The organism is Neobacillus sp. OS1-32, assembly GCF_030915425.1.
GTDB lineage: Bacteria > Bacillota > Bacilli > Bacillales > Cytobacillaceae > Neobacillus > Neobacillus paridis.
Genome location: NZ_CP133263.1, coordinates 1,739,885 through 1,764,221, shown reverse-complemented (window position 1 = coordinate 1,764,221; position 24,337 = coordinate 1,739,885). Strand labels below are relative to the sequence as shown.

At 39.4% G+C, this 24,337-nt stretch carries 23 protein-coding genes and 2 pseudogenes; 19 read left to right on the top strand and 6 right to left on the bottom strand.

The window, feature by feature from the left end; translation table 11 throughout:
- Window positions 1-37: 37 nt before the first annotated feature.
- Window positions 38-3,480, top strand: a pseudogene (gene pyc, locus RCG24_RS08895) (pyruvate carboxylase).
- A gap of 35 nt (window positions 3,481-3,515) precedes the next feature.
- Here pyc and RCG24_RS08890 read toward each other — a convergent pair.
- Window positions 3,516-4,418 carry a COX15/CtaA family protein gene (locus RCG24_RS08890; protein WP_202653805.1) on the bottom strand — a complete coding sequence of 301 codons (903 nt, stop codon included), beginning with the start codon at window positions 4,416-4,418 and terminating at the stop codon, window positions 3,516-3,518.
- A gap of 576 nt (window positions 4,419-4,994) precedes the next feature.
- On the opposite strand from RCG24_RS08890, the gene cyoE reads away from it, so the two are divergent.
- From cyoE to RCG24_RS08855, 7 genes and pseudogenes are all read left to right on the top strand, one after another.
- Window positions 4,995-5,921, top strand: coding sequence for a heme o synthase (gene cyoE, locus RCG24_RS08885; protein ID WP_202653806.1), 927 nt, complete (start codon window positions 4,995-4,997; stop codon window positions 5,919-5,921).
- 177 nt (window positions 5,922-6,098) lie between these two features.
- Entirely contained in the window at window positions 6,099-7,154 is a 1,056-nt protein-coding gene (coxB, locus tag RCG24_RS08880; RefSeq protein WP_202653807.1) for a cytochrome c oxidase subunit II, read from the top strand.
- Between the two features lie 31 nt (window positions 7,155-7,185).
- Window positions 7,186-9,055, top strand: a pseudogene (gene ctaD / locus RCG24_RS08875) (cytochrome c oxidase subunit I).
- Window positions 9,055-9,681, top strand: a complete 627-nt coding sequence (locus tag RCG24_RS08870; protein WP_202653809.1) for a cytochrome (ubi)quinol oxidase subunit III — start codon at window positions 9,055-9,057, stop codon at window positions 9,679-9,681. Before ctaD ends, RCG24_RS08870 begins: the two are co-directional and overlap by 1 nt.
- Window position 9,682: 1 nt before the next feature.
- Window positions 9,683-10,018, top strand: a complete 336-nt coding sequence (gene ctaF / locus RCG24_RS08865; protein WP_202653810.1) for a cytochrome c oxidase subunit IVB — start codon at window positions 9,683-9,685, stop codon at window positions 10,016-10,018.
- Window positions 10,019-10,103: 85 nt separating this feature from the next.
- Window positions 10,104-11,027, top strand: a complete 924-nt coding sequence (gene ctaG, locus RCG24_RS08860) for a cytochrome c oxidase assembly factor CtaG (protein WP_308078887.1) — start codon at window positions 10,104-10,106, stop codon at window positions 11,025-11,027.
- Window positions 11,028-11,438: 411 nt separating this feature from the next.
- On the top strand, window positions 11,439-11,903 hold the full coding sequence (locus RCG24_RS08855) for a DUF420 domain-containing protein (protein WP_202654321.1): 465 nt from the start codon (window positions 11,439-11,441) through the stop codon (window positions 11,901-11,903).
- Window positions 11,904-11,947: 44 nt separating this feature from the next.
- On the opposite strand, the gene RCG24_RS08850 is transcribed toward RCG24_RS08855, so the two are convergent.
- Entirely contained in the window at window positions 11,948-12,307 is a 360-nt protein-coding gene (locus RCG24_RS08850; protein WP_202653812.1) for a YugN family protein, read from the bottom strand.
- A gap of 178 nt (window positions 12,308-12,485) precedes the next feature.
- Here RCG24_RS08850 and RCG24_RS08845 point away from each other — a divergent pair, with 178 nt between their 5' ends.
- A complete protein-coding gene (locus tag RCG24_RS08845; RefSeq protein WP_308078886.1) occupies window positions 12,486-12,926 on the top strand; it encodes a CBS domain-containing protein in 441 nt (146 codons plus the stop codon).
- Window positions 12,927-13,183: 257 nt separating this feature from the next.
- On the opposite strand, the gene RCG24_RS08840 is transcribed toward RCG24_RS08845, so the two are convergent.
- Complete coding sequence (locus RCG24_RS08840; protein WP_308077077.1) at window positions 13,184-14,299, bottom strand: IS4 family transposase; 1,116 nt, start codon at window positions 14,297-14,299, stop codon at window positions 13,184-13,186.
- Between the two features lie 234 nt (window positions 14,300-14,533).
- Between RCG24_RS08840 and RCG24_RS08835 the strand changes: the two genes are divergently transcribed.
- The gene (locus tag RCG24_RS08835) at window positions 14,534-15,565 is read left to right on the top strand and encodes a CAP domain-containing protein (protein ID WP_308078884.1); all 1,032 of its coding nucleotides are present in this window, start codon (window positions 14,534-14,536) and stop codon (window positions 15,563-15,565) included.
- Between the two features lie 36 nt (window positions 15,566-15,601).
- On the opposite strand, the gene RCG24_RS08830 is transcribed toward RCG24_RS08835, so the two are convergent.
- Entirely contained in the window at window positions 15,602-16,096 is a 495-nt protein-coding gene (locus RCG24_RS08830; protein ID WP_202653814.1) for a PaaI family thioesterase, read from the bottom strand.
- Window positions 16,097-16,239: 143 nt separating this feature from the next.
- On the opposite strand from RCG24_RS08830, the gene RCG24_RS08825 reads away from it, so the two are divergent.
- From RCG24_RS08825 to coaD, 7 genes are all read left to right on the top strand, one after another.
- Entirely contained in the window at window positions 16,240-16,644 is a 405-nt protein-coding gene (locus RCG24_RS08825) for a YlbD family protein (RefSeq protein ID WP_202653815.1), read from the top strand.
- Window positions 16,645-16,683: 39 nt separating this feature from the next.
- The gene (locus RCG24_RS08820; protein ID WP_202653816.1) at window positions 16,684-16,923 is read left to right on the top strand and encodes a YlbE-like family protein; all 240 of its coding nucleotides are present in this window, start codon (window positions 16,684-16,686) and stop codon (window positions 16,921-16,923) included.
- Between the two features lie 97 nt (window positions 16,924-17,020).
- On the top strand, window positions 17,021-17,458 hold the full coding sequence (locus RCG24_RS08815; RefSeq protein WP_202653817.1) for a hypothetical protein: 438 nt from the start codon (window positions 17,021-17,023) through the stop codon (window positions 17,456-17,458).
- A 60-nt stretch (window positions 17,459-17,518) separates the two neighbouring features.
- Window positions 17,519-17,953: a YlbF/YmcA family competence regulator gene (locus RCG24_RS08810; RefSeq protein WP_202653818.1), complete on the top strand. Its 435-nt coding sequence runs from the start codon at window positions 17,519-17,521 to the stop codon at window positions 17,951-17,953.
- Window positions 17,954-18,077: 124 nt separating this feature from the next.
- Entirely contained in the window at window positions 18,078-18,353 is a 276-nt protein-coding gene (locus RCG24_RS08805) for a YlbG family protein (RefSeq protein ID WP_202653819.1), read from the top strand.
- 332 nt (window positions 18,354-18,685) lie between these two features.
- Window positions 18,686-19,234, top strand: coding sequence for a 16S rRNA (guanine(966)-N(2))-methyltransferase RsmD (gene rsmD, locus RCG24_RS08800; protein WP_202653820.1), 549 nt, complete (start codon window positions 18,686-18,688; stop codon window positions 19,232-19,234).
- A gap of 23 nt (window positions 19,235-19,257) precedes the next feature.
- Window positions 19,258-19,746 (top strand): pantetheine-phosphate adenylyltransferase, encoded by a 489-nt coding sequence (gene coaD / locus RCG24_RS08795; RefSeq protein ID WP_202653821.1) that lies wholly within the window; start codon window positions 19,258-19,260, stop codon window positions 19,744-19,746.
- A gap of 37 nt (window positions 19,747-19,783) precedes the next feature.
- Here coaD and ylbJ read toward each other — a convergent pair whose 3' ends face one another.
- The gene (ylbJ, locus tag RCG24_RS08790; protein WP_308078882.1) at window positions 19,784-21,004 is read right to left on the bottom strand and encodes a sporulation integral membrane protein YlbJ; all 1,221 of its coding nucleotides are present in this window, start codon (window positions 21,002-21,004) and stop codon (window positions 19,784-19,786) included.
- A gap of 205 nt (window positions 21,005-21,209) precedes the next feature.
- On the opposite strand from ylbJ, the gene RCG24_RS08785 reads away from it, so the two are divergent.
- Both RCG24_RS08785 and RCG24_RS08780 read left to right on the top strand, forming a co-directional pair.
- Window positions 21,210-21,992 carry a patatin-like phospholipase family protein gene (locus RCG24_RS08785; protein WP_202653822.1) on the top strand — a complete coding sequence of 261 codons (783 nt, stop codon included), beginning with the start codon at window positions 21,210-21,212 and terminating at the stop codon, window positions 21,990-21,992.
- 1 nt (window position 21,993) lies between these two features.
- Window positions 21,994-23,016 (top strand): SepM family pheromone-processing serine protease, encoded by a 1,023-nt coding sequence (locus tag RCG24_RS08780; protein ID WP_306792933.1) that lies wholly within the window; start codon window positions 21,994-21,996, stop codon window positions 23,014-23,016.
- 20 nt (window positions 23,017-23,036) lie between these two features.
- Here RCG24_RS08780 and RCG24_RS08775 read toward each other — a convergent pair whose 3' ends face one another.
- Window positions 23,037-24,254, bottom strand: a complete 1,218-nt coding sequence (locus tag RCG24_RS08775; protein ID WP_308078881.1) for a nucleotidyltransferase — start codon at window positions 24,252-24,254, stop codon at window positions 23,037-23,039.
- Between the last annotated feature and the right edge of the window lie 83 nt (window positions 24,255-24,337).

The following is a 24,337-nucleotide window of genomic DNA, read 5'->3' as shown; positions in this document are numbered from 1 at the left end:
CTGTGCGGTATTACATATAAAAAGAGGTGTTTTAAAGGTGACTAGAAAAATTAATAAAGTATTAGTTGCTAACAGGGGTGAAATAGCAATCAGGGTTTTTCGCGCCTGTACTGAACTGAATATTCGAACTGTTGCGATATATTCCAAAGAAGATTCCGGTTCATATCATCGCTATAAGGCGGATGAAGCATATATCGTCGGCGAAGGAAAAAAACCAATTGATGCCTATTTAGATATTGACGGGATCATCGCCATCGCCAAAAAATGTGGAGCTGATGCGATTCATCCGGGTTATGGTTTTTTATCTGAAAACATTCATTTTGCCAAGCGCTGCGTTGAGGAAGGGATCATATTCATTGGACCTGAAACGAAGCACTTGGATATGTTTGGTGATAAGGTAAAAGCAAGACATCAGGCAGTACAAGCCGGCATTCCGGTCATTCCCGGAAGTGACGGTCCGGTCCAAACCCTTCAAGACGTGTTGGAATTTATAGATTCATATGGCTTTCCCATCATTATTAAAGCAGCACTTGGCGGCGGCGGAAGAGGCATGCGCATCGTCAGAAACCGCGATGAAGTGGAAGAAGCATTTGCACGGGCAAAATCGGAAGCCAAAGCAGCATTTGGCAATGATGAAGTTTATGTGGAAAAATTAATTGAGAAGCCAAAACATATAGAAGTTCAAATCATCGGTGATAGACAAGGGAACATTGTTCATCTTTATGAACGGGACTGTTCAGTACAGCGACGGCATCAAAAGGTCGTTGAAGTTGCCCCAAGTGTTTCTCTTTCAGATGGACTAAGAAAGCAAATTTGTGATGCTGCGGTTAAGCTGATGAAGAACGTGGGATATGTGAATGCTGGGACAGTTGAATTTCTTGTATCTGGAAATGATTTCTATTTTATCGAAGTTAATCCCCGTATCCAGGTAGAGCATACTGTTACTGAAATGGTAACCGGCATTGATATCGTGCAAACCCAAATTTTCGTTGCTGAGGGCCATGATTTACACGGAGCAATTATTGGCATTCCAGCCCAGGAAAAAATTCAGTTAAATGGCTATGCAATCCAATCGAGGGTGACTACAGAAGATCCACTAAACCAATTTATGCCTGATACCGGGAAAATCATGGCCTATCGTTCCGGGGCGGGTTTGGTGTCCGTCTTGATGCTGGAAATGGGTTCCAAGGAGCCGTAATTACGCCCTATTACGACTCGTTATTGGTAAAGCTGTCAACCTGGGCGTTAACGTTTGAGCATGCAGCAGCCAAAATGGTCCGTAATTTGCAAGAGTTTCGAATCAGGGGAATAAAAACGAATATTCCATTTTTAGAGAACGTTGTTAAGCATGAAAAGTTCTTAAAAGGGGAGTATGATACTTCATTTATTGATTCGACTCCGGAATTATTTAAATTTCCTGTCCGCAAAGACCGCGGAACAAAAATGCTGAATTATATCGGAAACGTAACCATTAATGGCTTTCCAGGAATCGAAAAAAAGAAGCGGCCGGTTTTCGAAAAACCAAGAATGCCGAAATTACCATATGATTATCCAACAAAAGAAGGAACCAAACAAATTCTCGATAAGCATGGTGCCACAGGACTCGTTGACTGGGTGAAACAGCAAAAACAGGTGTTGTTAACAGATACTACTTTCCGCGATGCACACCAATCATTGCTGGCAACAAGAATGAGAACGACGGATATCACCCATATTGCCGAACCTACCGCGAAATTGTTACCGGATTTATTTTCTTTTGAAATGTGGGGCGGGGCTACATTTGATGTTGCCTATCGCTTTTTGAAAGAAGATCCATGGGAAAGATTATTAACATTAAGGGAAAAAATCCCTAATGTTTTGTTTCAAATGTTGTTCCGTGGTGCGAATGCGGTTGGTTATAAAAACTATCCGGATAATGTCATCAGAGAATTTGTTAATCACTCTGCCTCAGCGGGCATTGACGTTTTTCGAATCTTCGACAGCTTAAACTGGGTAAAAGGAATGGAAACAGCGATTGATGCTGTCAGGCAGACTGGCAAGATTGCCGAGGCTGCGATTTGTTATACAGGCGATATTTTAGATCCATCAAGGCCGAAATATAACTTGGAATACTATAAAAATCTTGCGAAAGAGCTTGAAAATCAAGGTGCACATATTTTGGGAATCAAAGATATGGCTGGCTTATTGAAGCCAGAAGCAGCTTATCGGCTGATATCTGAATTAAAAGCTACTGTCGACATTCCCATTCACCTTCATACACATGATACGAGCGGTAACGGAATCTTCACTTATGCCCGTGCTATTGACGGTGGCGTGGATATTGTTGATACAGCTTTAAGTACGATGGCAGGACTAACATCCCAGCCGAGTGCCAATTCTTTATATTATGCCCTGGAAGGCAGTGAGCGAAAACCTGTTGTAAACATCGATGCGCTTGAAAAACTGTCATATTATTGGGAGGATATTAGGAAATATTACTCCGATTTTGAAAGCGGTATGGTGGCGCCTCATTCGGAAGTATATCAGCATGAGATGCCGGGAGGACAGTACAGCAATCTGCAGCAACAGGCTAAGGCGGTTGGTTTAGGGGAGCAGTGGGATGACGTGAAAGAAATGTATTCCCGCGTAAACCAAATGTTTGGCGATATTGTCAAGGTAACACCTTCCTCGAAGGTGGTTGGTGATATGGCACTATTTATGGTTCAGAATCAGTTATCAGAGCAGGATGTGCTGGAAAAAGGTACTTCACTAGATTTTCCTGATTCCGTTGTAGAATTATTTGAAGGATACCTTGGTCAGCCATATGGTGGATTTCCTGAAGAACTGCAAAAGGTTATTCTTAAAGGGAAGAAGCCGCTGGAAGTTCGGCCTGGAGAATTGCTTGAACCGGTGGATTTTGAAAAACTAAAGGAAGAACTATATCATGAATTGAACCGGCAGGTAACCGACTTTGAAGTAATCTCCTATGCTCTGTATCCAAAGGTTTTCCTGGAATATATAAAAACGGTCGAACAGTTTGGAAATGTGTCTGTTCTGGATACCCCAACATTCCTTTATGGGATGAGATTGGGTGAGGAAATTGAAGTGGAAATTGAAACCGGGAAAACATTAATTGTGAAACTTGTTTCCATTGGGCAACCACAGGCAGACGGAACCAGGGTCGTTTATTTTGAATTGAACGGCCAGCCGCGTGAGGTTATCATCAAAGACGAAAGTATTAAAGCTACGGTTGTCTCCCGCCTAAAAGGTGATCCGAAAAATGAAACTCATATTTCTGCTTCTATGCCTGGTACCGTCATTAAGGTGGTTGTGGAAAAAGGTGAAAAGGTTGAGCGTGGTGACCACTTAATGATCACAGAGGCAATGAAAATGGAAACGACGGTGCAAGCACCATTTTCCGGTGTGGTAAAAGATATTTATGTATCTAGCGGTGATGCGATTCAAACCGGAGATTTAATGATTGAACTGGTAAGGGAATAGAAAGAAGGCTGCCGGGGATAACTCGGCAGCCTTTTTTAGTATCTTTTTGCTCTTGAAAAGAGGAGAAGAAAATAACTGAGAATACCAAAAAGAAAAGTAATAAATAGGGCATGTAATAAAGCTATATACAAATTCAGCCTTGAGAAAATAATCAATGCCCCTGCAATAACTTGCAGTGAGACAAGGGTAAATGCAATAATCCAGCCCCAATATATAACCTTTTGGTCTTTATAATAGCGGATTGCTAGATAAGTAACATAGGCAATCCAGAGAAAAAGTATTGCTGCAGCTGTCCGATGTCCCATCTGCACCCATTGATACATATTGTCAGGAAGGCCGGGGCTATCATTTAGGCATAACGGCCAGTCGCGGCAAACTAAGCTAGATTTTGTATGACGGACAAGTGCCCCAGTATAAATGACTAGATAACTGTAAATGGAAATGGCAATAATATGAAACTTCATTCTCTTGTCAATCATCACATTTTCGGCATCAAACTTTTTATCAATCTCAAAAATGAGCAGTGTTAACAAAAACACGGCAGCAAAAGAGATAAGCGATATGCCGAAGTGGAGCGCAAGGACAAAGTCGGATTGCCCCCAAACAACAGCGGCAGCGCCAATTAATCCTTGCAACACTAAGAAAAAAACTGAAAGAAACGATAAAAACTTCGTTTCTCTTATATGTCCGATGGCTTTCCAAGACCATATCGATAGAATTAAAACCATGAACCCGCCTGCCCCGGATACGAGGCGGTGAGCCAGTTCAATCACTAATTCAGAGTTGATATCAGTGGGTATAAACCTACCATTGCATAAAGGCCAAGAACGGCCGCAGCCCATTCCGGAACCAGTTTTTGTAACTAATGCTCCACCAATTAAAATAAAGATCATCACTATTGTGGTAGTAACCGCCAACCATTTTAAAGATCGCTGCAAAAAATTCACCTTCTTACCAATAATTCAAAAATTTGTATTTAGTTAATGTTGAAAGTATAATAATTCAGAAAGCATCAGAAAACTCCTATTCATCATAACGAATTCCTCGGGAAAAGAACAGAATTTCAATCGCCCTTTTTTATAATTTTTAAAAAAAGGATAATAAATAAATAATTTTCTATTTTAACTATTATTATAGTGAAAATAGTTGCAACTTTGCTAGGAGTTTGTTAGAAATATAAGTAGGATGCTTAATTAGAATAATTATTTTTTAAAGCTCAAAAGAAGCTGCTCATAAATTGCCATATTCTTCTTCTAAGTTTACATTTAGTGTAAATTAGGTTTAAAAGAGTAAAAATTCACTATTTTTATAACAGAAATCATTTCGTTCACAAATTAGACAAAAATTATTCAAAAAAAGTTCACAAAAATATCAAAAAATGTGATTTAATATACAGAGAAAGTGTTAAAATTATGACCTTTTTTTAAAAATACATACACAGACAGTAGGATGATTAAAGGTATTGGTTGCCAGTGAAATGAGAATATTGTTATTAACATGAGGAGGAGAAATGGATGTCTAACTCAAAGGCTGCCACCCCGAATGGAGCAGCAAGTATTTCTGCAGACACATATAAAACATCTGCCTGGAAAGATTTTATGGCATTGATAAAAATTGGAATTGTGAATTCTAACCTTATTACCACCTTTACAGGTCTATGGCTGGCGCTTCATTTTACCGGGCAAAGCTTTTTAGAAAACTTGGATCTTGTTCTTTTTACCGTAGCGGGCTCCTCACTCATCATTGCAGGCTCCTGTGTTATTAATAATTATGTGGATCGCGATATTGATCATTTAATGGAAAGAACAAAATCAAGACCAACTGTAACGGGTAAAGTGGCCGCAGTTAAAGTATTGGGACTTGGTATTTTATTTATCGGACTGGGAACGCTGTCATTATTATTTACTTCCGTAACTGCAACAGTAATTGGACTGCTTGGGGTTTTTAGCTATGTTTTCCTTTATACCCTGTGGTCGAAACGGCAATTAGTTTCTAATACAATCATCGGAAGCATTTCAGGAGCAGTCCCGCCGCTGATTGGTTGGGCAGCTGTCGATCCCAATCTTGATATTATGGCGTGGGCCTTATTTATCTTAATGTTTGCTTGGCAGCCGCCGCATTTTTATGCGCTTGCGATGAGACGGGTAGAAGAGTACCGAGCTGCCGGAATACCGATGCTCCCGGTTGTGAAAGGGTTTAAAACAACGAAATTACACATTTTATTTTGGGTGGCGCTATTATTGCCGCTTCCATTTTTTTTCGTTAAGTTGGGAATCCCATTTCTAATTCTGGCCACCTTGTTAAATTTAGGCTGGCTCGTTTTAGGGATTTTTGGATATAAGATCAAAGATGACATAAAGTGGGCAAAACTAATGTTTGTTTACTCATTGCAATATTTAACTATTATTTTTGTAGCGATGGTTCTTGTTACATTAATTTAGTTTTGCTTAAGCGCCTTTCGTGAATATGGAGAAGGTACATTCTTCATATTATATTAAGCAGTTTTTTAGAAAAATCTAAGAAACTGCAAGGGGTATTAATAGGGAAAGAGAGGCAGCATACTTCTTTGATCAAGCATTTATAAAGAATTTATGAGCGAAAGAGGGGTTTGATGGGTTATGAAAAGGTTTGCAAAATGGCGTCTAATTTCATTATTCGCGATTTTAGCGCTCGTACTTTCCGGATGTGGTCGACCATATCTTTCTTCGTTGCGGCCTGCCGGTGAAGTAGCAGACATCCAATATGATCTAATGAAGTTAAGTACATGGATCATGGTTGGGGTAATTATCGTTGTATTGATCATTTTTACAATTGTCTTTTTTCGTTTTAGAAGAAAAGATGACAGAATTCCTAAACAAGTGGAAGGAAGTCATACATTAGAAATTATTTGGACAGTTATTCCAATTCTTTTACTATTAATTTTAGCTGTTCCAACAGTTGCGGCTACCTTTAAGCTCGCTGATGTGAAAGAAATGGATAAGAAAAATTCAAAGGCACTTGTTATTAATGTTCGTTCGCATCTATACTGGTGGGATTTTGAATATCCGAATGAAAAAATTGTTACCAGTCAAGACCTTGTGGTTCCAACAAATGAGAAAGTGTATTTTAATTTGAAGTCGTTGGATGTTAAACACTCTTTTTGGATTCCTGCTGTAGGCGGCAAACTGGACACAAACACTGATAATATCAATAGGTTCTGGTTAGTGTTTGACGACAAGCGGGCGAATGAAGCAGGGAATTTGTTCTACGGCAAATGCGCCGAGCTTTGCGGACCATCACATGCTTTAATGGATTTCAAAGTAAAAGCGATGAGCCGTGCCGACTTTGATACTTGGGTCAAGGATATGCAGGCTGTGAAACAACCTGAAAAAGCACAAACAGATTTGGCTGCCCAAGGGCAAGAAATTTTCAATAAGAGCTGTATTGGCTGTCATGCTGTTACACCTGAAGATAAACCTGAAGCTGCGCGACTTGCACCAAATTTAACAAATTTTGGTGAGAGATCCAGGATTGCAGGTATTTTAGACCATAATAAAGAAGAATTAAAGAATTGGATTAAAAATCCTGAAACCTATAAACCAGGTAACGAAATGACCAATAAGTATCCGGCTATGACGGATGAACAACTCGATGCGTTAGCAGAATATTTAATGGGGCTTAAGGTTCAGGATTAAAGGGGAATTGGATAGAAAGGGAGGTTAAATTGTGAGTACCATTGCTCAAAAAAAGGGGTTTGGGGCAGTTTTATGGGATTACTTAACAACGGTAGACCATAAAAAGATTGCCCATCTTTATCTCATCGCAGGTGGATTATTTTTCATAATGGGTGGGATTGAAGCAGTATTAATCCGTATCCAGCTGGCGGTTCCAAATAATGATTTTGTCAGTGCCGGAGCCTTTAATGAAATTATCACCATGCACGGAACGACGATGATTTTCTTGGCTGCGATGCCGCTGTTATTTGCTTTTATGAACGCGGTAATGCCATTGCAAATTGGGGCACGCGATGTTGCATTTCCATTTGTAAATGCATTAGGTTTTTGGTTATTCTTTTTCGGAGGTCTGTTCTTAAACCTGTCTTGGTTTTTAGGCGGTGCACCTGATGCTGGGTGGACTTCATATGCATCACTGTCTCTTCACTCAAAAGGACACGGAATTGACTTTTATGTTTTAGGGCTGCAGATCGCTGGTCTTGGAACATTAATTGGGGGAATCAACTTCCTTGTCACGATCATCAACATGCGGGCACCTGGAATGACATATATGCGGATGCCGTTATTTACTTGGACAACGTTTGTAGCTTCCGCAATGATTCTCTTTGCTTTCCCTCCGTTAACGGTTGGACTGACATTAATGATGTTTGACCGTTTGTTTGGCGCTAATTTCTTTGATGTCACCATGGGTGGGAATACGATTATTTGGGAGCATTTATTCTGGGTGTTCGGACACCCTGAAGTATATATTTTAATACTTCCAGCTTTTGGTATTTTCTCCGAAATCTTTTCGACTTTTTCAAGAAAACGGCTGTTTGGATATTCATCCATGGTCTTTGCAACAGTGCTAATTGGCTTCTTAGGCTTCATGGTATGGGCACATCACATGTTTACAACTGGTTTAGGGCCTGTCGCAAACGCAATTTTCGCTGTTGCCACGATGGCAATAGGAGTTCCTACAGGTATTAAAATTTTTAACTGGCTGTTTACAATGTGGGGCGGAAGCGTGAAGTTTACAACTCCAATGTATTATGCGTTTGCCTTTATTCCTTCCTTTGTCATGGGAGGGGTAACCGGGGTCATGGTTGCAACAGCTGCTGCCGATTATCAATATCATGATACCTATTTTGTTGTGGCCCACTTCCACTATGTAATCGTTGGTGGGGTTGTCTTGGCCCTTCTTGCCGGCACTCATTACTGGTGGCCAAAAATGTTCGGTACGATGTTAAATGAAACATTAGGAAAAATTACGTTCTGGCTGTTCTTCATTGGTTTCCATTTAACATTCTTTATCCAGCATTTCTTGGGTTTATGGGGAATGCCGCGCCGTGTCTTCACTTTCTTGCCTGGTCAAGGATTAGACGCTGGGAACCTGATCAGTTCTGTCGGGGCAGCCTTTATGTCAGCTGGAGTGATGATCCTTTTAATCAATATTGTCGTGACCCAAGTGAAGAATGTTAAGGTGGGCAACGATCCCTGGGGAGATGGAAGAACGCTTGAATGGGCGATTGCTTCACCGCCGCCATATTACAACTTTAAACAGCTCCCACTTGTACGCGGCTTGGATGCTTATTGGTTAGAAAAAATGGAAGGGAAAAAAGGCATGACACCGGCTGAACCAATTGGTGACATTCATATGCCAAATTCTTCATTCATCCCATTTATGATTACCTTAGGGCTATTCATTGCCGCATTCGGTGCAATGTACCATGTCAATGATAAGCCTTGGGCAATCCCGCTGTTAATTTTTGGTTTGGCTGTAACTTTTGGATCGATGTTAGTGCGTTCATTCAAGGACGATCATGGGTACCATATTCATAAAGAGGAATTAACTCAGAAATGAAAAGGGGGCTAAGGCATAATGCAAGCTGAAGAAAAATTAACGTATGAAACATGGCCTGCTGCGCCTGAAAGGGCCACCCTTGAGGCGAAAAACAAATTTTTAGGTTTTTGGTTATTTCTGGGGGGAGAGACAGTTCTATTCTCCTCTTTATTCGCTACCTATCTTGCATTAAAAGATAAGGTGCCGGATACGAGTCAACCTTTAGCAAAGGATTTATTTGAATTACCGTTAACGCTTGTCGCCACGATGCTGCTATTAACAAGCTCTTTAACAAGTGTATATGCAATGTATCATATGAAAAATTTTGCCTTTAAGAAAATGATGCTTTGGCTTGGTGTAACGGTGTTATTGGGGCTAGGGTTCTTAGGCTTAGAGGTTTATGAGTTTAACATGTATGTGCATGAAGGCCATAAATTTACAAGCAGTGCTTTCGGTTCAGCTTTTTATTCACTTGTTGGTTTTCACGGTGCGCACGTCACCTTTGGTCTCGGCTGGATTCTCGCTTTAATGATCCGGAACTACAAGCGTGGTTTAAACCTCTACAACGCGCCGAAATTTTATGTTGCCAGTCTTTATTGGCACTTTATCGACGTTGTTTGGGTATTTATCTTTACGGTAGTATATTTAATGGGGATGGTGGGATAACATGACAAATCAGCCATTAAGCTCAAATCGTTCAAGAGTTGACCTTGAATATCGCCGCAAGACAAACGCGGAGGAAATGCGTTATCAAATTGTTTCCTTTACTCTGATGATTTTCTTAACATTACTTGCCTTTGCTGCAGTGGCTATTAAAGGATTTACTTCATGGTTTACGATCCCGTTTATTGTTCTTTTGGCTGCTGTTCAGGTTGTCTTTCAGCTTTATTACTTCATGCATATGAGCCATAAAGGGCATGAAGCACCGAGTATGTTTTTGTTTACTGGTCTGTTTATGGGATTAATCATAGTATTGGCGTTTATGACTATTATATGGTGGTAAATCGACCTTCTAAATATAGTGGGCGTTACGGTATTGAGAGATAATGAGAGAATCGGCTATTTGCCGATTTTCTTTTTAACTTACAATGAATCGAGGTGAAATGAGAGTGCCGCTAAATATTTTTGGATTTAAAGCCCTGTGGAGTCCATATTTTTTAGTTATATTGGTTATACTGACGGCTTTATTTTTTCTAACAACGACCAAGTTTCGTGGAAAGTTTGAAAAAAGTGAACCACTCACTATAAAACAGGCTGTGCTGTTTTCATTAACGATTATCATTCTATACGCAATCAAGGGATCTCCATTAGACCTAATGGGACATTTAATGTTTTATGTTCATGGGATTACAATGGTCATCTTTGTACTACTGCTCCCACCATTATTTATAAAAGCGATCCCGCCTTGGCTATGGGAAAGTCTTTTGAAAATGAGAGTGGTAAAGGCCGTTTTTACCGTTTTAACAAAACCGGTAATTGCGATCATTGTATTTAACGGTTTGTTTTCCTTTTATCACATTCCCGCCGTCTTTGATCTCGTGATGCAGAATCGTTTTTACCATGGAAGTTACTCCATTCTATTATTTGTTGCTGCGGTGTGTATGTGGTGGTCTTTATTAAGTCCAATATCCGATTACCGTCCATTAAGCGGCATCAAAAAGGTGGCGTTTTTATTTGCTAACGGTATGTTAATGACGCCGGCTTGCGCAATGATTATTTTTGCCAATACACCGCTTTATGCTACTTATTCGGATCCGGAGATTTGGGCGAAGGTAATGAGTCTTTGTGTCGGATCGGATGCGTTTGCAAATTTGAATCTAAGCGGTCCGGAATTGTTCAGTTCAATGAACGTTCTTGACGATCAGCGTCTAGGCGGCGTTGTGATGAAGATGATTCAGGAGATTATTTATGCTGTCGTTTTGGCTCAAGTATTTTTCGAATGGTATCGAAAAGATCAGGAAGAATCGGAAAAGGAAGTCAAGCAAATATTGGATCCAACTCCTGTCAGATAAACTCCCGACATTCAGGGAGTTTTTTTACGCAGCATTCAGAATTTATATCATTCGACTTTTAGAATTGTCCAGCTCCAGCGCCTATCGCCTAGCAAACTTCCGGTCTTCTCCCTACGATAAGTCAACAAAGCAGCTTCTATGAAAAAACATCATGTAGCTTTGCGACGAGCTGAACATTGCTTCCTCGAATCTCCCTTGGCGCAGGAGCATCGTGTTTCCTTTATCTCAGTCGAAGCCCCTCCACAAGGAACGCTTCGTCAGAATCAACATCGCACGAAGGAAAAGCGTTAGCTTTTTCGAGGAGTTTGTACAGCGATGACCAAGGCGCTTGCGCTTTTCTTTGAATCATTTGAAAAAGTTCGGGAACTACATTACAATAATTTTAGAAAATATGAAAAGAGAGGACAAAATATGAATTCTTTGCCGATTTTACCAACGATTAGTACGTTATTTATTGTTTTAAGCGGTCTTACAGTTGCCTTGGGATGGTGGCAAATAAAACAGAGAAAACTAGAATCGCATAGAAAAACTATGTTTTTGGCCGCTGTTTTTGCCCTTATTTTCTTTCTTATTTATGCATCACGGACTATTTTTATTGGGAATACTTCGTTTGGCGGACCGGATGAGATAAAAATTTACTACACGATCTTTTTGATTTTTCATATTAGTTTAGCAACGATCGGCGCAGTATTAGGAATTATTTCATTATATACTGGCTACAAAAATAAACTGTCTTTTCACCGTAAGCTCGGCCCAGTTACCAGCATTGTTTGGTTCTTTACAGCTATAACCGGAGTTGCCGTTTATCTTTTGTTATACGTCTTTTATCATGGCGGAGAAACGACTTCTGTTATAAAAGCGATACTAGGGTTTTAAATTTGAATGCTAAAAGACGCATGGAAAACCATGCGTCTTTGTCTTTAAAGTGTAAATTTTTCTACTTCAGCTTTAACTTCTTCAATAATTTTTTTACACTGGCTTACAAGAGAAGCAGGGTAGTTTTCATCGTCACCATATTCAACCCCGTGTGGATAATAATGTTTCCCCAATATTGGAGTCATGAGTTGGATGGTGGCTTTGAACGTGTCGACATCGCCATCAAGTGCATAGCCTTGAATACGAAGATAGTAAGTTCCTTCCCTCATTTCAAATTTTCGATCGTATGTAACCCGCTCGTAATCCCATTGACCGGCACGAACTAAACCGTGTTCTTGCATTACTTCATCTAAACGGTTTAAATCAGCTTTGAATTTTTCAATACCGGTATTTTCAAATTTCATAAAAAAATCCCTCCCATTAACAATGCTAATACCCTAAGTTTTGGTTATGTAGCAAAATTATATCAATTTAATAATAAATGAAAATACCTTAACTTGCAATGAAATCCTTTTACGAATAATTCAATCTTGTTTGGAAATGCTAAAAGCGTGAAAATATTATTAAAAAGGGATGATTTAGTTGGAGAAAATCCGTGATATCATGACAAATGAGGTGGAGTGCTGCACTCTATTAGATAATGTATACGAAGTGGCAGTGAAAATGAAAGAATTAAATGTTGGTGCCATTCCAATTGTTGATAACGAAAAATTAGTCGGAATGATTACTGATCGTGATATTGTCATAAGAGGTGTCGCCGAAAAGAACCCACCATCATCAAAAGTTGAGAAGGTTATGAGTGATCAATTGATTACGATTTCACCGGAGGCATCAACAAGAGAGGCAGCCCGATTAATGGCTGATCATCAAATACGCCGGCTTCCTGTTGTCGAGAATGGAAAATTAATTGGAATCGTTTCACTAGGAGATTTTGCCATTCGTGAGTTAACCGATGATCAGGCAAAAGCAGCGCTTACACAGATTTCCGAGCAAAACTCGCAGGCGTCTCCGCCACAAATGTAAAATTGGTCTATGGGCAACAGGTACAGCTCTGTACCTGTTTTCTAATTTCAAGGATATCGCTATAGCTATCAGTACTAGAAATGATATAATTATCTTATCTCACTAGTGTTGCATAAAAAGTATCGGAATTTTCAGTTAAAATATTTCACCTTTTTAGGGCCAAAAAGATAAATACCCATTTAAAGGTGGCTCTGTCCATTTGGAAATTTATTTACAGTTAAACCTGAAGACCTGTGGGACGACAACAAATTTGCTTATTAAGGAACAGCTTTTCCTTCAATCTTTCGAAGCCAAATATGCGCCGGTTTCCATAGTGCAGCCCTTAAATATCGGCTAATTTGTAGGATTTTTCGACTACTTTTTAATTCAATTTGCGCTAGAACATGTAGGCAAAAAACAATGAGTGCAATGAACACTTGATTCTGAATCGCCCATTCGCTTTGACCGTAAAACTTTTTTATGCTGAGGTGCTGTTTGATCCATTTGAAAAATAATTCAATGGCCCAGCGTGATTTGTACATCTCTGAAATTTCATCAGCTTCCAAATCGAAACGGTTGGTGATTAAATGGAGTTCATTTCCTTTTGAATCCAGAACTTTTATCAGTCGAAAATAATTTTCAGCACGATTTTGTGTGGTTCCAATCAACACCATTTGGTCCGATAAAACAGAAGAATTTTCCGGTAGTTTAAAGTTGTAAACTTCCCGTATAACAGCGTTCTTACGTAACCTTGAAAGAAAAAAGTAACCATCATCGGTCATGCGGTCAAAACGTTCGTAATCTAAGTAACCACGGTCGAACACATACATGCATTCTTTGTCATCTACCATGATTTCAAGCTGGCCACGATCATGTTCTTTTGCCGTAGTCATAACGGCTTTTTCCGGGTAAGAAGTGCCTTTTTCCATAAATACAAGCCGCAAATGCAGTTTTACTCCAGCCTTTGTTTTGCGGAATTTTGCCCATTTATGATTCGTCAAATTGAGTGGCAAGGTACTTGAATCGATGATTTTTAATGGCATCACAAGTTTTGTGTAATGTGTTTTGACATGAATTTGGGACACCAAATCAAGAAAAAGCCTTTGGAATAGATCAGGATTCATCCCATTTAAACGGCGTGACAGCTGAGAAATACTAATAGAATCAAGGTCAATTTCCTTTTGAAGCTGATCATCGAAAAGGTAATCTCCAAGCGCATGAAGGCTTTCCACTTCTTGTAGCTGCGCAAAAAGAAGTAATTTTAGGAACGACTCCGTCGTTAATTTCTTTGTATAGTAATCTAATTTCATCGTTTTCACCTGTTCCTCAAATAATTGAAGATTTATTGGTGAAAACCATTGTCCAAATGAAGTTTTTCGTGTAATCTTGTCCATGAGCTAGTCCTTTTATATTGGATTTGGACGGATTACCACCTGACCTATCCATTATAAAGGACTTTTTCTTTGCAGAGAATAATAAAATTGAACATTTCGAGTATTCCTAATAGTTAAATTAAATTAATGCAACACTAGTGATCTTATCTATACAATATAATAGATTAAGAAGTATAGAGGGGATGATCGCCTCTGAAAGCCTTATTTAGAATTTTAATTCTTTCGACAGTATTCTTGATTGTTGGTTTTTACATTAGCAGTAATGAAAAAACGGAAGATAAAGTATTAATTAAAGAAGACCATACGTTGGAAATGCCTTCATCTTTGCCACAAAAACCTGATTATAAACAAAATAAAAAAGCGGCCAATGAGAGACCAAAAGAAGGCCTGTCCTTATTAATGGGCAAAAATGTTTCATATGTAAAAAAAGAATTAGGTATGCCGCAGCGAATCAATGAAACGATGTATGGCTATCAATGGTATATTTACAATCGTGAGAATCAACGTTATCTACAGGTAGGCATAGAAAATAATCGTGTTGTAACCTTATTCGTGCTCGGGGAAGACTTGGATGTGTCACCATTTGAAATCGGCCAGCCAGTTGAAGAAATCTTTAACACGCAATATATTGATACGAATATTAATATCACAATGAAAGGGAGCACTTATCGTTTTGAACTAAATGATACAGACTTGAATCTTCGTCCGATGGTTCAGCTCGGAAACATTTATGTCCAATTATACATTGATAAATTTACCGGGGTACTTTCAAGTATTCGCTATCTGGATGCTGAAACAATGATTAAACAGCGGCCTTATGAGTTGGTTTACAGCGGTCAATTGATTGAAGCTGAACCTCCAAGTTTAAATAAGTGGAGCTTAATTGAACGAGGAACGGAACAGGAAATTTTTGATATCACGAATATTTTAAGGATTAGATATCAATTAACACCGTTAATTTGGGATGAAAACGCCGCAGCGGCTGCTTATGAACATAGTAAGGATATGGCCGAGAACAACGATTTCTCCCATAATTCTAAAAAGCTTGGCAGTCTTAGTGATCGGCTTAAAAATGCAAAGGTTGTGTATCGGTCTGCCGGGGAAAACATCGCGGCAAACTATACGGACGGCCCTGCTGCAGTGGAAGGATGGCTAAACAGTAAAAGTCATCGGGAATCCCTATTAAATGAAGATTATACCCATCTAGGAGTAGGAGTTTTTCAGCAATACTATACGCAAAACTTTATCCAAAAACAAGAGCAGTAATAAGAGACTTCCTTTGTTAGGAGGTCTCTTAAGATGTTACCTGTTTTTCTTTGGTGGAATCATAAAAAAGGTGCCGGTTGCATAGGCAATTTGTTTTCCGTCACTCCGATATGCTTCGCCGGCGATGACTAAAGTTTGTTTTCCCTGGTGAATGACTTCAGCCCGGCAGCGAAGGTGATCGCCGAAGCCCGGAGCAATATAGTGGATATTTAATTGATTAGTAACCGCTTCGAACCCGTCAGGCAATAAAGAATTAGCTAATATACCCATGGCACTATCAAGCAGGGTGGCTGTCACACCCCCATGAAGTATTTGTAAACTGTTATTATATACTGGACGGAGAGGAATGGTAACTTCGCATGATTGGTTATCAATTTTAATATCCATCTGAAGTAAATTCCTTAGATAATTGCTATTTGGCTGTTCAATCTTTTGTTTAACAGCCTCCAACAAGAATTTAATCGTATTAAGCTCGGTTTCACTGCCACTTTCGATACATGATTCAAGCAGCTGACGCAATTCGTCTTTCATACATTTACCTCTTTCATTACTTTTTCTTTTCACATCTTACCACTTAGCAGAAAAATAATAAATATTTGTATATATAAGATTTTCACCTTTCTGACTTTTTTTCATATTGTATCGTAGGTACGAATACGGCAGAGGTGAGAATAATGACGCAAAAAAAATTACACCCATCCGTCCTTAAATTTAAAGAGTTTGTCAAAAATAATCCCCATATTATTCAAGAGGTAAGGAAAGGTAAAGCAACGTGGCAGGAATTATATGAAGATTGGTATCTATTAGGGGAAGATGATGGCCGCTGGGAAACGCTAGGAGCGGAGACAGAAAATGAGTCGAAAAAAAATTCTGAGTCTAAAGGCGACTTTATGACCAATATTCTCGAGGCTATTAAGAAAATGGATGCCAATCAAATGCAGTCCCATCTAAACAACCTGAGCCAGGCTGTCGGAGCAGTCCAAGGATTGCTTGCTCAATTTCAAGGAACCGCTGGCGGAGGGACACCAGTAAAACCGCCTGAAGCACCAAAGAATCCATTTTCATTCCGGCAGGATTAGTTTAATGAAGTAGAAAGGAACAGGAAGGTACGTAAACATATGAGAAGAGAGATTTACGAGTATATCAACCAACAAAATGATTTAAAACAATTTGTTCGAGAACAACCGCAATGGTACCGTAAACTATCGAGAAATCCTTACGATCTGCAAGCTCTGGAAATTTCCTCATTACATTATTATAAAAAAACCATTCCGCATCAGGTGGAGAAGTTTACTAACGGGGTACAAATGGCTTCGATGATGTATTCGATGTTTCAAGCAATGAAAAATCAAAATTAGAGAAAGGGCGCATTTTCGGTAATGTGGCCTTTTTTATTTGCCCATAGACTAAAATTGGAAAGGGAGGCGAACAATACATCCATAAGGGGTGATAAACTTGAAGATAAGATTACTTATTATGTTAATTGGATTTATTGCAGCTTTTCAACATGAAACAGAAAACGTCAAAGGATCCGTAAAAGTTATAAGCATGAAACCAATAATGAATCGGGACATAGAAATGGTCGAAGGCTATCATCTAAAGATGCGGGAAAATTCCTTTCCAACCATATTTGCGCAGCACAAAATTAACGGGAATAATGTTTTCGTTGAGTGTATTGTGACTGGTATTACTTTTCGGCAGTCGGAAGATCGTCACCAAAAAGTTGGGAAAATCGTTGTTTGGATAGATGGAAAACGGCATTCCGAGGTCGATTCTCCCATCTTTATCATTAGAGGGTTAAAACAGGGAAGTCATCGAGTAAAACTTGGAGTTGTCAATTTAAACAATATTTCATATGGTCTGGAAAAAGAGTTTGTGGTCACGATCCGTTAATAATCGGGCACTCGCATTCTCCCATTTTTCATGTTAAAATGAGGTTGGAGGTGGACAATAGTGCTTGCAACGTTAGAAAGAGTGCAATTATTAGAATTTGCTGAAAACCTAGCCCAAATGGTTCTCGAGTCTGATCTTGTCGAACAATACAAAATCTGTTTAGCTAAAATGCAAAATGATCAAGAAACCCAGAAGAAGATTCAGCGCTTTGTCAGCCTAAAGGAGCTTTATGAAGAAGTACAACGATTTGGCCAATACCATCCAGATTATAAAAGGGTAATGCGCGAAATTCGTCAATATAAACGGGAAATGGACTTAGACCCAAATGTTGCCGAGTTTAAATTGGCAGAAAATGATCTCCAAGCTTTGCTGGACGAAATCAGCAAAGCAATAGGCGGGGCCGTTTCTCAGCAAATTATGGTCCCAACTGGCAACCCATTTTTTGATACTGGTCAAGGCAGCGGCTGTGGCAGCGGCGGATGCAGCTGCAGCTAAGTTAATCAGTAGAGAAGAGTCGGCGCTAAGCCGATTTCTTTTCTTTAAAAAATGTTAATTGAAATAGAATATTCCAATGTGCTAGACTAATGAAAAATGATGGCGATTTGAAGGGGAAACTGGTATGTTTATACAAAGACAAGGATTGGTGGTTTGGCTTTATTCTTTAAAGCATGCTAAAATGCTTAGACGTTTTGGCAATGTCCATTATGTCTCAAAGAAGCTTAAATATGTTGTATTATATTGTAATCAGGATGATATTGCAGAAATAATGGAAAAGCTGAACTCATTCTCTTTTGTCAAAAAGGTTGAGCCGTCTTATAAACCTTTTTTAAAAGTGGAATATGAGAATGCCATCCCTGATAAAGCAAAAGAATATGATTATAAAATGGGAATTTAAAGGTGAGGTGAATCCTCATCTTTTTATAAATTAAAAAAACCCTGTAGACATCTACAGGGTCCTTCTATATCCTTTTTCGGATAGAAGGCAAAGGGAGAGGAGAAACCGGAGGAAGAACTTATGGGGAAACGTAAGTCTTCTCCGCGGTTGGCAACAACATCCTCGAATTGATGTTGTTACTATCAGTATCTCCATAACCTAAAAGCTTATACGTCTTTTCGATATTTTCTCTGCAAAAAATAAGACCTCATTTTTATCAGTTTGGTTCCATTTATTGATTTATGGTAGGATGTTAAAGAAAGGCAATATTGTAAAAAAACGTGGTGGTATTCATGAGAGTAGTTTCCGGTCTTTGTAAAGGCAGACCTCTTAAGGCAGTTCCGGGGAATTCAACAAGACCAACAACTGATAAGGTCAAAGAAGCGATTTTTAATATGATTGGCCCTTATTTTGAAGGCGGCAGCGGCCTGGATCTTTTTGCCGGCAGCGGCGGGTTAGGGATTGAGGCGCTTAGCAGAGGGCTGGAGAAAGTCATTTTTATTGACAGGGATGCAAAAGCCATCCATATCATCTATGACAATATCAAAACATGTGGATTTGAAAACGCCACAGAGGTTTATCGAACGGATGCCGACCGTGCTCTAAAGGCATTGATAAAAAGAAACATGAAGTTTGATTATATTTTTTTAGATCCGCCTTATAAAAAACAACAGCTTGTTTCTTTAATGGAAAATATGGACAAACACAATATTATCAATGATAATGGAATAGTCATATGTGAGCATAGCTTTGATATAAAATTACCTCATACAGTCGGTTCATTGGCACAAATAAAACATGAGCAATATGGGATAATTGCTGTGACGATTTATTCAAAATAAGCGGGGAGTAAGGAGGAAATCATTTGGCGAGCATTGCTGTTTGTCCTGGTAGTTTTGACCCAATTACATACGGTCATTTAGATATTATTCGCAGGGGCGCAAAGGTATTCGAAAAAGTATATGTTGTGGTGTTAAATAACTCATCCAAACATCCATTGTTTACCGTAGAGGAAAGAATAAACCTTATTAAAGAAGTAACTAAGGAGATTCCTAATGTATCGGTAGATCAATTTTCCGGACTCTTGGTCGATTACGCCAAAAGTGTAAAGGCAACGGCGATTTTGAGAGGCTTACGGGCCGTTTCCGATTTTGAATATGAAATGCAAATAACATCAATGAATCGATATTTGAATGACCATGTTGAGACTTTTTTTATGATGACCAACAATCAATATTCGTTCCTAAGTTCCAGTATTGTCAAAGAAGTAGCCCAATACAATGGAGACATTTCAGCATTAGTCCCGCCTATTGTTGAACAAGAAATGAGAAAAAAATTTGCCGGAACCGTGTGAAAAGAGCTCATGGGCAGTTGTCCACGGGCTCTTTTCTTTAATTGGTTTGTTTTTTTAAGCGAATGAATAAAATCCATACATAAAGAGTAAGCGTAAAGATTGTGACCAAAGGTCCGATTTCGGTCATTTTTTGAAATGCTTGATGTACCCAGGACCCGTCTAAAAAAATATCTGCGGGGGCGGCATTTACCGGTTGTTCATTTTTGCTCAGGCGAATATAAATTGGTTTCCATAACAAAAGGGTAAACAAGCTGGCGAAGATTCCCTGCAAAATTCTTGCAATAAAGAATGGTTTAAAGCGGATATCTGTCTGTGCAAGGATGCTTGCGACTTGGGCATGGATGCTTAAACCACTAAAACCAAGGATTAAACTTGTAATCATGGCTTGCTGCAAAAGTGTTGCGCCTTTAACATCGCTAATTAATTGACTGCCTAATGTAATTTCAAATAGGCCTGAAATAAAGGGAATGCTTATCTTTTCAGGAAAAGAGAAATTGGCAAAAATGATAGACACTACATTTCCTAACATTTCAGTAATGTGCAGAAGGTATAGAATTTTATTAATAACCGAAAACAAGATAATAAAGCCCCCAACCATTAGCAATGTCTGAATTGAGGTGTTAACGGCATCACCAAGTAGTTTGCCGATTGGTCGATTATCTTTCATTCTTGTTTGATGGAGAGCCGTAAGAGCGGCTTTAATGCTGGTTTTCTCTCCCTGCCTTTTTTGCTTGCTTGATGTTTCCTTTCCATGAAACCGCATCAACAATCCGACACATATATTTCCTAAATAATGGGCCACAGCAAGAATGAATCCCAATTGCGGATTTTTAAAAAAACCGACAGCAACTGCTCCGAAAATAAACAGTGGATTAGAAGAATTGGTAAACGAAACAAGCCTCTCTGCCTCTATTTGTGAAATTACGCCTTCATCACGTAATCTCGCCGTGAATTTTGCTCCGGCGGGAAAACCGGAAGCGAGGCCCATCGCCCAAACGAATCCTCCTACACCGTGGACGCGAAAAAAAGGCCTCATTAATGGCTCTAGTAAGACACCGATAAATTTGACGACGCCAAAACCAATGAGTAATTCTGAAACAATAAAAAACGGCAGAAGGGAAGGAAAGACAATTTTCCACCACATATTGAGTCCTCGTTTAGAGGCTTCCAGCGACTCCTGCGGGTAAAAAATCAGCGATGCTGCCAGAATCGTAACCGATATCGCTAAAATTGCGGTTTTCATTTTTGAACGAAGCAAGCTAATCCCTCCCCCATTATAATGAGGTGTGTAACTAGAATTTTAAATCAACGGAATGGTAAAATAGAGGATATTTCAGACAAAAATGCCTGTCCCCCATATAAAAGAAATATACTCATAGAAGATTATTTTAGACCATAAGATTGAACAAGATTTCCTAAATATAGCAGTATATTGGATAAGGATGCGTTAGGAGGTTGCTCATGTGGAGCCGAAAATAGGTTTAGCGCTTGGTTCCGGCGGTGCTCGTGGATTTGCTCATTTAGGCGTTATAAAGGTATTAAGTGATGCAGGAATACCGATACATTTAATTGCTGGAAGCAGTATGGGGGCCCTTGTCGCTTGTTTTTACGGGGCAGGAATCGACCTTGATCGGTTATATAAATTTTCCACTGCCTTTAAGAGAAAGTATTTCTTAGATTTCACTGTTCCCAAAATGGGTTTTATTACAGGCAAGAAGGTCAAAGAACTGATTAGGTTTTTTACCCATGGAAAAAATATTGAGGAACTTTCAATCCCGATTGCGGTTGTTGCCACTGATTTAATCACAGGGGAAAAAGTTGTGTTTACCGAGGGCCCTGCTGCAGAAGCGGTAAGAGCCAGCATCTCGATTCCGGGGATTTTTGTTCCGGAAAAATATCAGGGCAGACTTCTGGTTGACGGCGGGGTGACCGATCGTGTTCCGATATCCGTTGCCAAAGAAATGGGAGCCGACATTGTGATTGCCGTTGATGTTTCGAGAGTAAAGCAAAATGCAGAAATTACTTCTATATATGATGTAATCATGCAAAGTATTGACATTATGCAAACCGAAATTATCAATAACCAGGAAAGTACTGCTAATATCATGATCCGGCCGCCTGTTGAGGAATTTAGTTCAAGGGCGTTTACGAATATCGAAGAAATTATTAAACTTGGGGAGGAAGAAACGAAAAAACTGCTTACTCAAATCAAAGCGATCATCGAACAGTGGAAGGGAAGAACTTAGTTTGCGAAAAAAAATATCGATTACTTCTTTTTTGGTCCTTGTCCTAGTTTTAATTGGCGGTATGTATTTTTCTTTACCTTATTACGTTTCAAAACCGGGCATGGCAAAGGAGCTGGCTCCTATTATTACAGTTGAAAATGGCTATAAGGAACAGGGAAACTTTATGCTGACCACTGTTCGAATGGGCAGGGCAAATATATACTCGTATCTGGAAGCGAAACTGAGAAAATACGAAGAAATTTACCCGATTGACACGATACTGGACAAACAAGAAACAGAGGAAGAATATAATGTCCGGCAGCTTCAACTAATGGCCGCTTCAAAGCTGAATGCCATTGATGTTGCCTATCGCAAAGCCGGTTTGCCGGTTCATTACAAATATAAAGGAATTTATGTTATTCAAGTATATCCGGGAATGCCTGCTGACGGAGTTCTCAAAACAGGTGACCGCATCTTTAAAATAGACGGGCAGCGCTTTTCTTCGTCGGCTCAGTTTATTAAGTATCTTGAAGCGAAGCATGCCGGCGATCAGGTGAAAATCACCTATTCACGGAAAAAAACCGTGAAGACCGTTTCCTTAACCCTAAAGACTTTTAAAGAGGATCCGAAAAGGGCGGGAATTGGGATTGCATTAGTCGATGACAAACAAATCATTGTTGAGCCAAAAGTGAAAGTGAAGACAGATGATATTGGCGGGCCATCTGCAGGCCTGATGTTTTCATTGGAAATATACAATCAGTTGACCAAAGAAGACTTAACAAAAGGGTACAATATAGCTGGAACTGGTACCATTGATATCGATGGAACTGTCGGTCCGATTGGCGGGATTGAGCAAAAAATTGTTGCTGCCGATAAAGCCGGAGCGGAGCTCTTTTTTGCTCCCAATGAAAAAGGTTCAAAGGACTCCAACTATCGGATAGCTGTGAAAACGGCCCGCGATATTAAAACCAAAATGAAAATTATCCCAATTGATACTTTTGATCAGGCAGTTGATTACTTAGAGAAACTCTCTCCCAAAAAATAAGATGGTGTCTCCTCACCATCTTATTTTTGGATGAAAATCGGTGGCTGCTTAAATTCCTGCTGCAGCATTTTATTTCTTTGCCTACTTGGATAAACCATCGCATAGACACGTGCCGCTTTAATATCTTGCTGAATCTCCGTTCCATTATAGGTTGATAGTTTCGTAACCAGTGGTAAGGAAAATTGTTTTTTCATTTTGTTTAAATATTCCTTTCCTGCAGCAGTCATTCCTAACAGTCTTACATAAGCCGCTTTTTCAGAGTTGCGTTTCAATTCTTCTTTTTTTGCATTTGTTAAAATATGAACAGCTAATCTTTGCAGTCTTGTCCACGTATACCGTTTTGTTTTGACTGCTTCCATGTATTCTTGAAAGCTGCTGGATTCAATTGCCGCTTTCGTCAATCTGTTTTCCAACCCTTCTTCCATTTCGTATATTTCTTTAAGTTCTCCGGGTGAGGATGTGATAAGCTGATATTGGAGAAGCTCCCAATAATTTTCCCAGCGATGAAAGCCTCCGTAATGATGTTTATACTCCTGCAATATTTGGTAAGTTGGTTCCGGTACATATTGCTTGATATTCGCCGATTTTGATTCCTCCGCGAATATAGCCTTTCGGATACTGGTTGCGCTAGCAATCGTTTCGGAGGCAAAATGCTCATCGTGATAATCTGCATTTTTTCTGGAAATTGTCAATGGCCGTAGCTTGCTTTTTTGCCGGTTGATTGCCTGTATATACTGGAAACCGAGAATATTATTTGGTTTCGCCAAATCCAAAAAGTTTTCTGAGTCAGCCAGCTCCTGGTAGGAAAGGGCCGTAGCCTTTGGGTAGCTGACACCTGTTTTGATAAAATGTTTGATTTTTTCATTAAAAGGCTGCTGTTTTTCATTTAGAAAAGTAACTGTTCGCAAAAAGGCAGCGATATCACCATTTTCACTGCCGAAACATAAAGATTCACAGCCAGCCGCCTCCAAGATTGAAATGGCGCCATTTGCAAATGTTTCAGCCTTTTGAACGGCGAAACTGTATGGCAATTCAAAAACAAGATCGACTCCGTTAAGTAACGCCATCCGGGTTCGATACCACTTAGAAACAAGAGCGGGTTCACCACGCTGGAGGAAATTTCCGCTCATTACCGCGATGACAACATCTGCATTTGCCGCTTCCTTGGATGCCTGCAAATGAAAGGCGTGACCATTATGAAAAGGATTATATTCAACAATCAAACCAACAGATTTCAAATAGTTTCGCTCCTTTATAAAATAATAATCATTATAACAAATTTTTAATGGGAACGGAGAACGACTGGAAGCGTTTGTAAACA

What these genes read in the sequence shown, in the direction of transcription:
- RCG24_RS08820 (WP_202653816.1), top strand. Translation starts at nt 16,684, where the DNA reads ATGAGAAGAGAGATTTACGAGTATATCAACCAACAAAATGATTTAAAA.
- ctaF (WP_202653810.1), top strand. Translation starts at nt 9,683, where the DNA reads ATGACAAATCAGCCATTAAGCTCAAATCGTTCAAGAGTTGACCTTGAA.
- RCG24_RS08825 (WP_202653815.1), top strand. Translation starts at nt 16,240, where the DNA reads ATGACGCAAAAAAAATTACACCCATCCGTCCTTAAATTTAAAGAGTTT.
- RCG24_RS08830 (WP_202653814.1), bottom strand. Translation starts at nt 16,096, where the DNA reads ATGAAAGACGAATTGCGTCAGCTGCTTGAATCATGTATCGAAAGTGGC.
- ctaG (WP_308078887.1), top strand. Translation starts at nt 10,104, where the DNA reads ATGAATCGAGGTGAAATGAGAGTGCCGCTAAATATTTTTGGATTTAAA.
- RCG24_RS08870 (WP_202653809.1), top strand. Translation starts at nt 9,055, where the DNA reads ATGCAAGCTGAAGAAAAATTAACGTATGAAACATGGCCTGCTGCGCCT.
- coxB (WP_202653807.1), top strand. Translation starts at nt 6,099, where the DNA reads ATGAAAAGGTTTGCAAAATGGCGTCTAATTTCATTATTCGCGATTTTA.
- RCG24_RS08805 (WP_202653819.1), top strand. Translation starts at nt 18,078, where the DNA reads ATGTTTATACAAAGACAAGGATTGGTGGTTTGGCTTTATTCTTTAAAG.
- RCG24_RS08840 (WP_308077077.1), bottom strand. Translation starts at nt 14,299, where the DNA reads ATGGACAAGATTACACGAAAAACTTCATTTGGACAATGGTTTTCACCA.
- RCG24_RS08855 (WP_202654321.1), top strand. Translation starts at nt 11,439, where the DNA reads ATGAATTCTTTGCCGATTTTACCAACGATTAGTACGTTATTTATTGTT.
- rsmD (WP_202653820.1), top strand. Translation starts at nt 18,686, where the DNA reads ATGAGAGTAGTTTCCGGTCTTTGTAAAGGCAGACCTCTTAAGGCAGTT.
- cyoE (WP_202653806.1), top strand. Translation starts at nt 4,995, where the DNA reads ATGTCTAACTCAAAGGCTGCCACCCCGAATGGAGCAGCAAGTATTTCT.
- RCG24_RS08850 (WP_202653812.1), bottom strand. Translation starts at nt 12,307, where the DNA reads ATGAAATTTGAAAATACCGGTATTGAAAAATTCAAAGCTGATTTAAAC.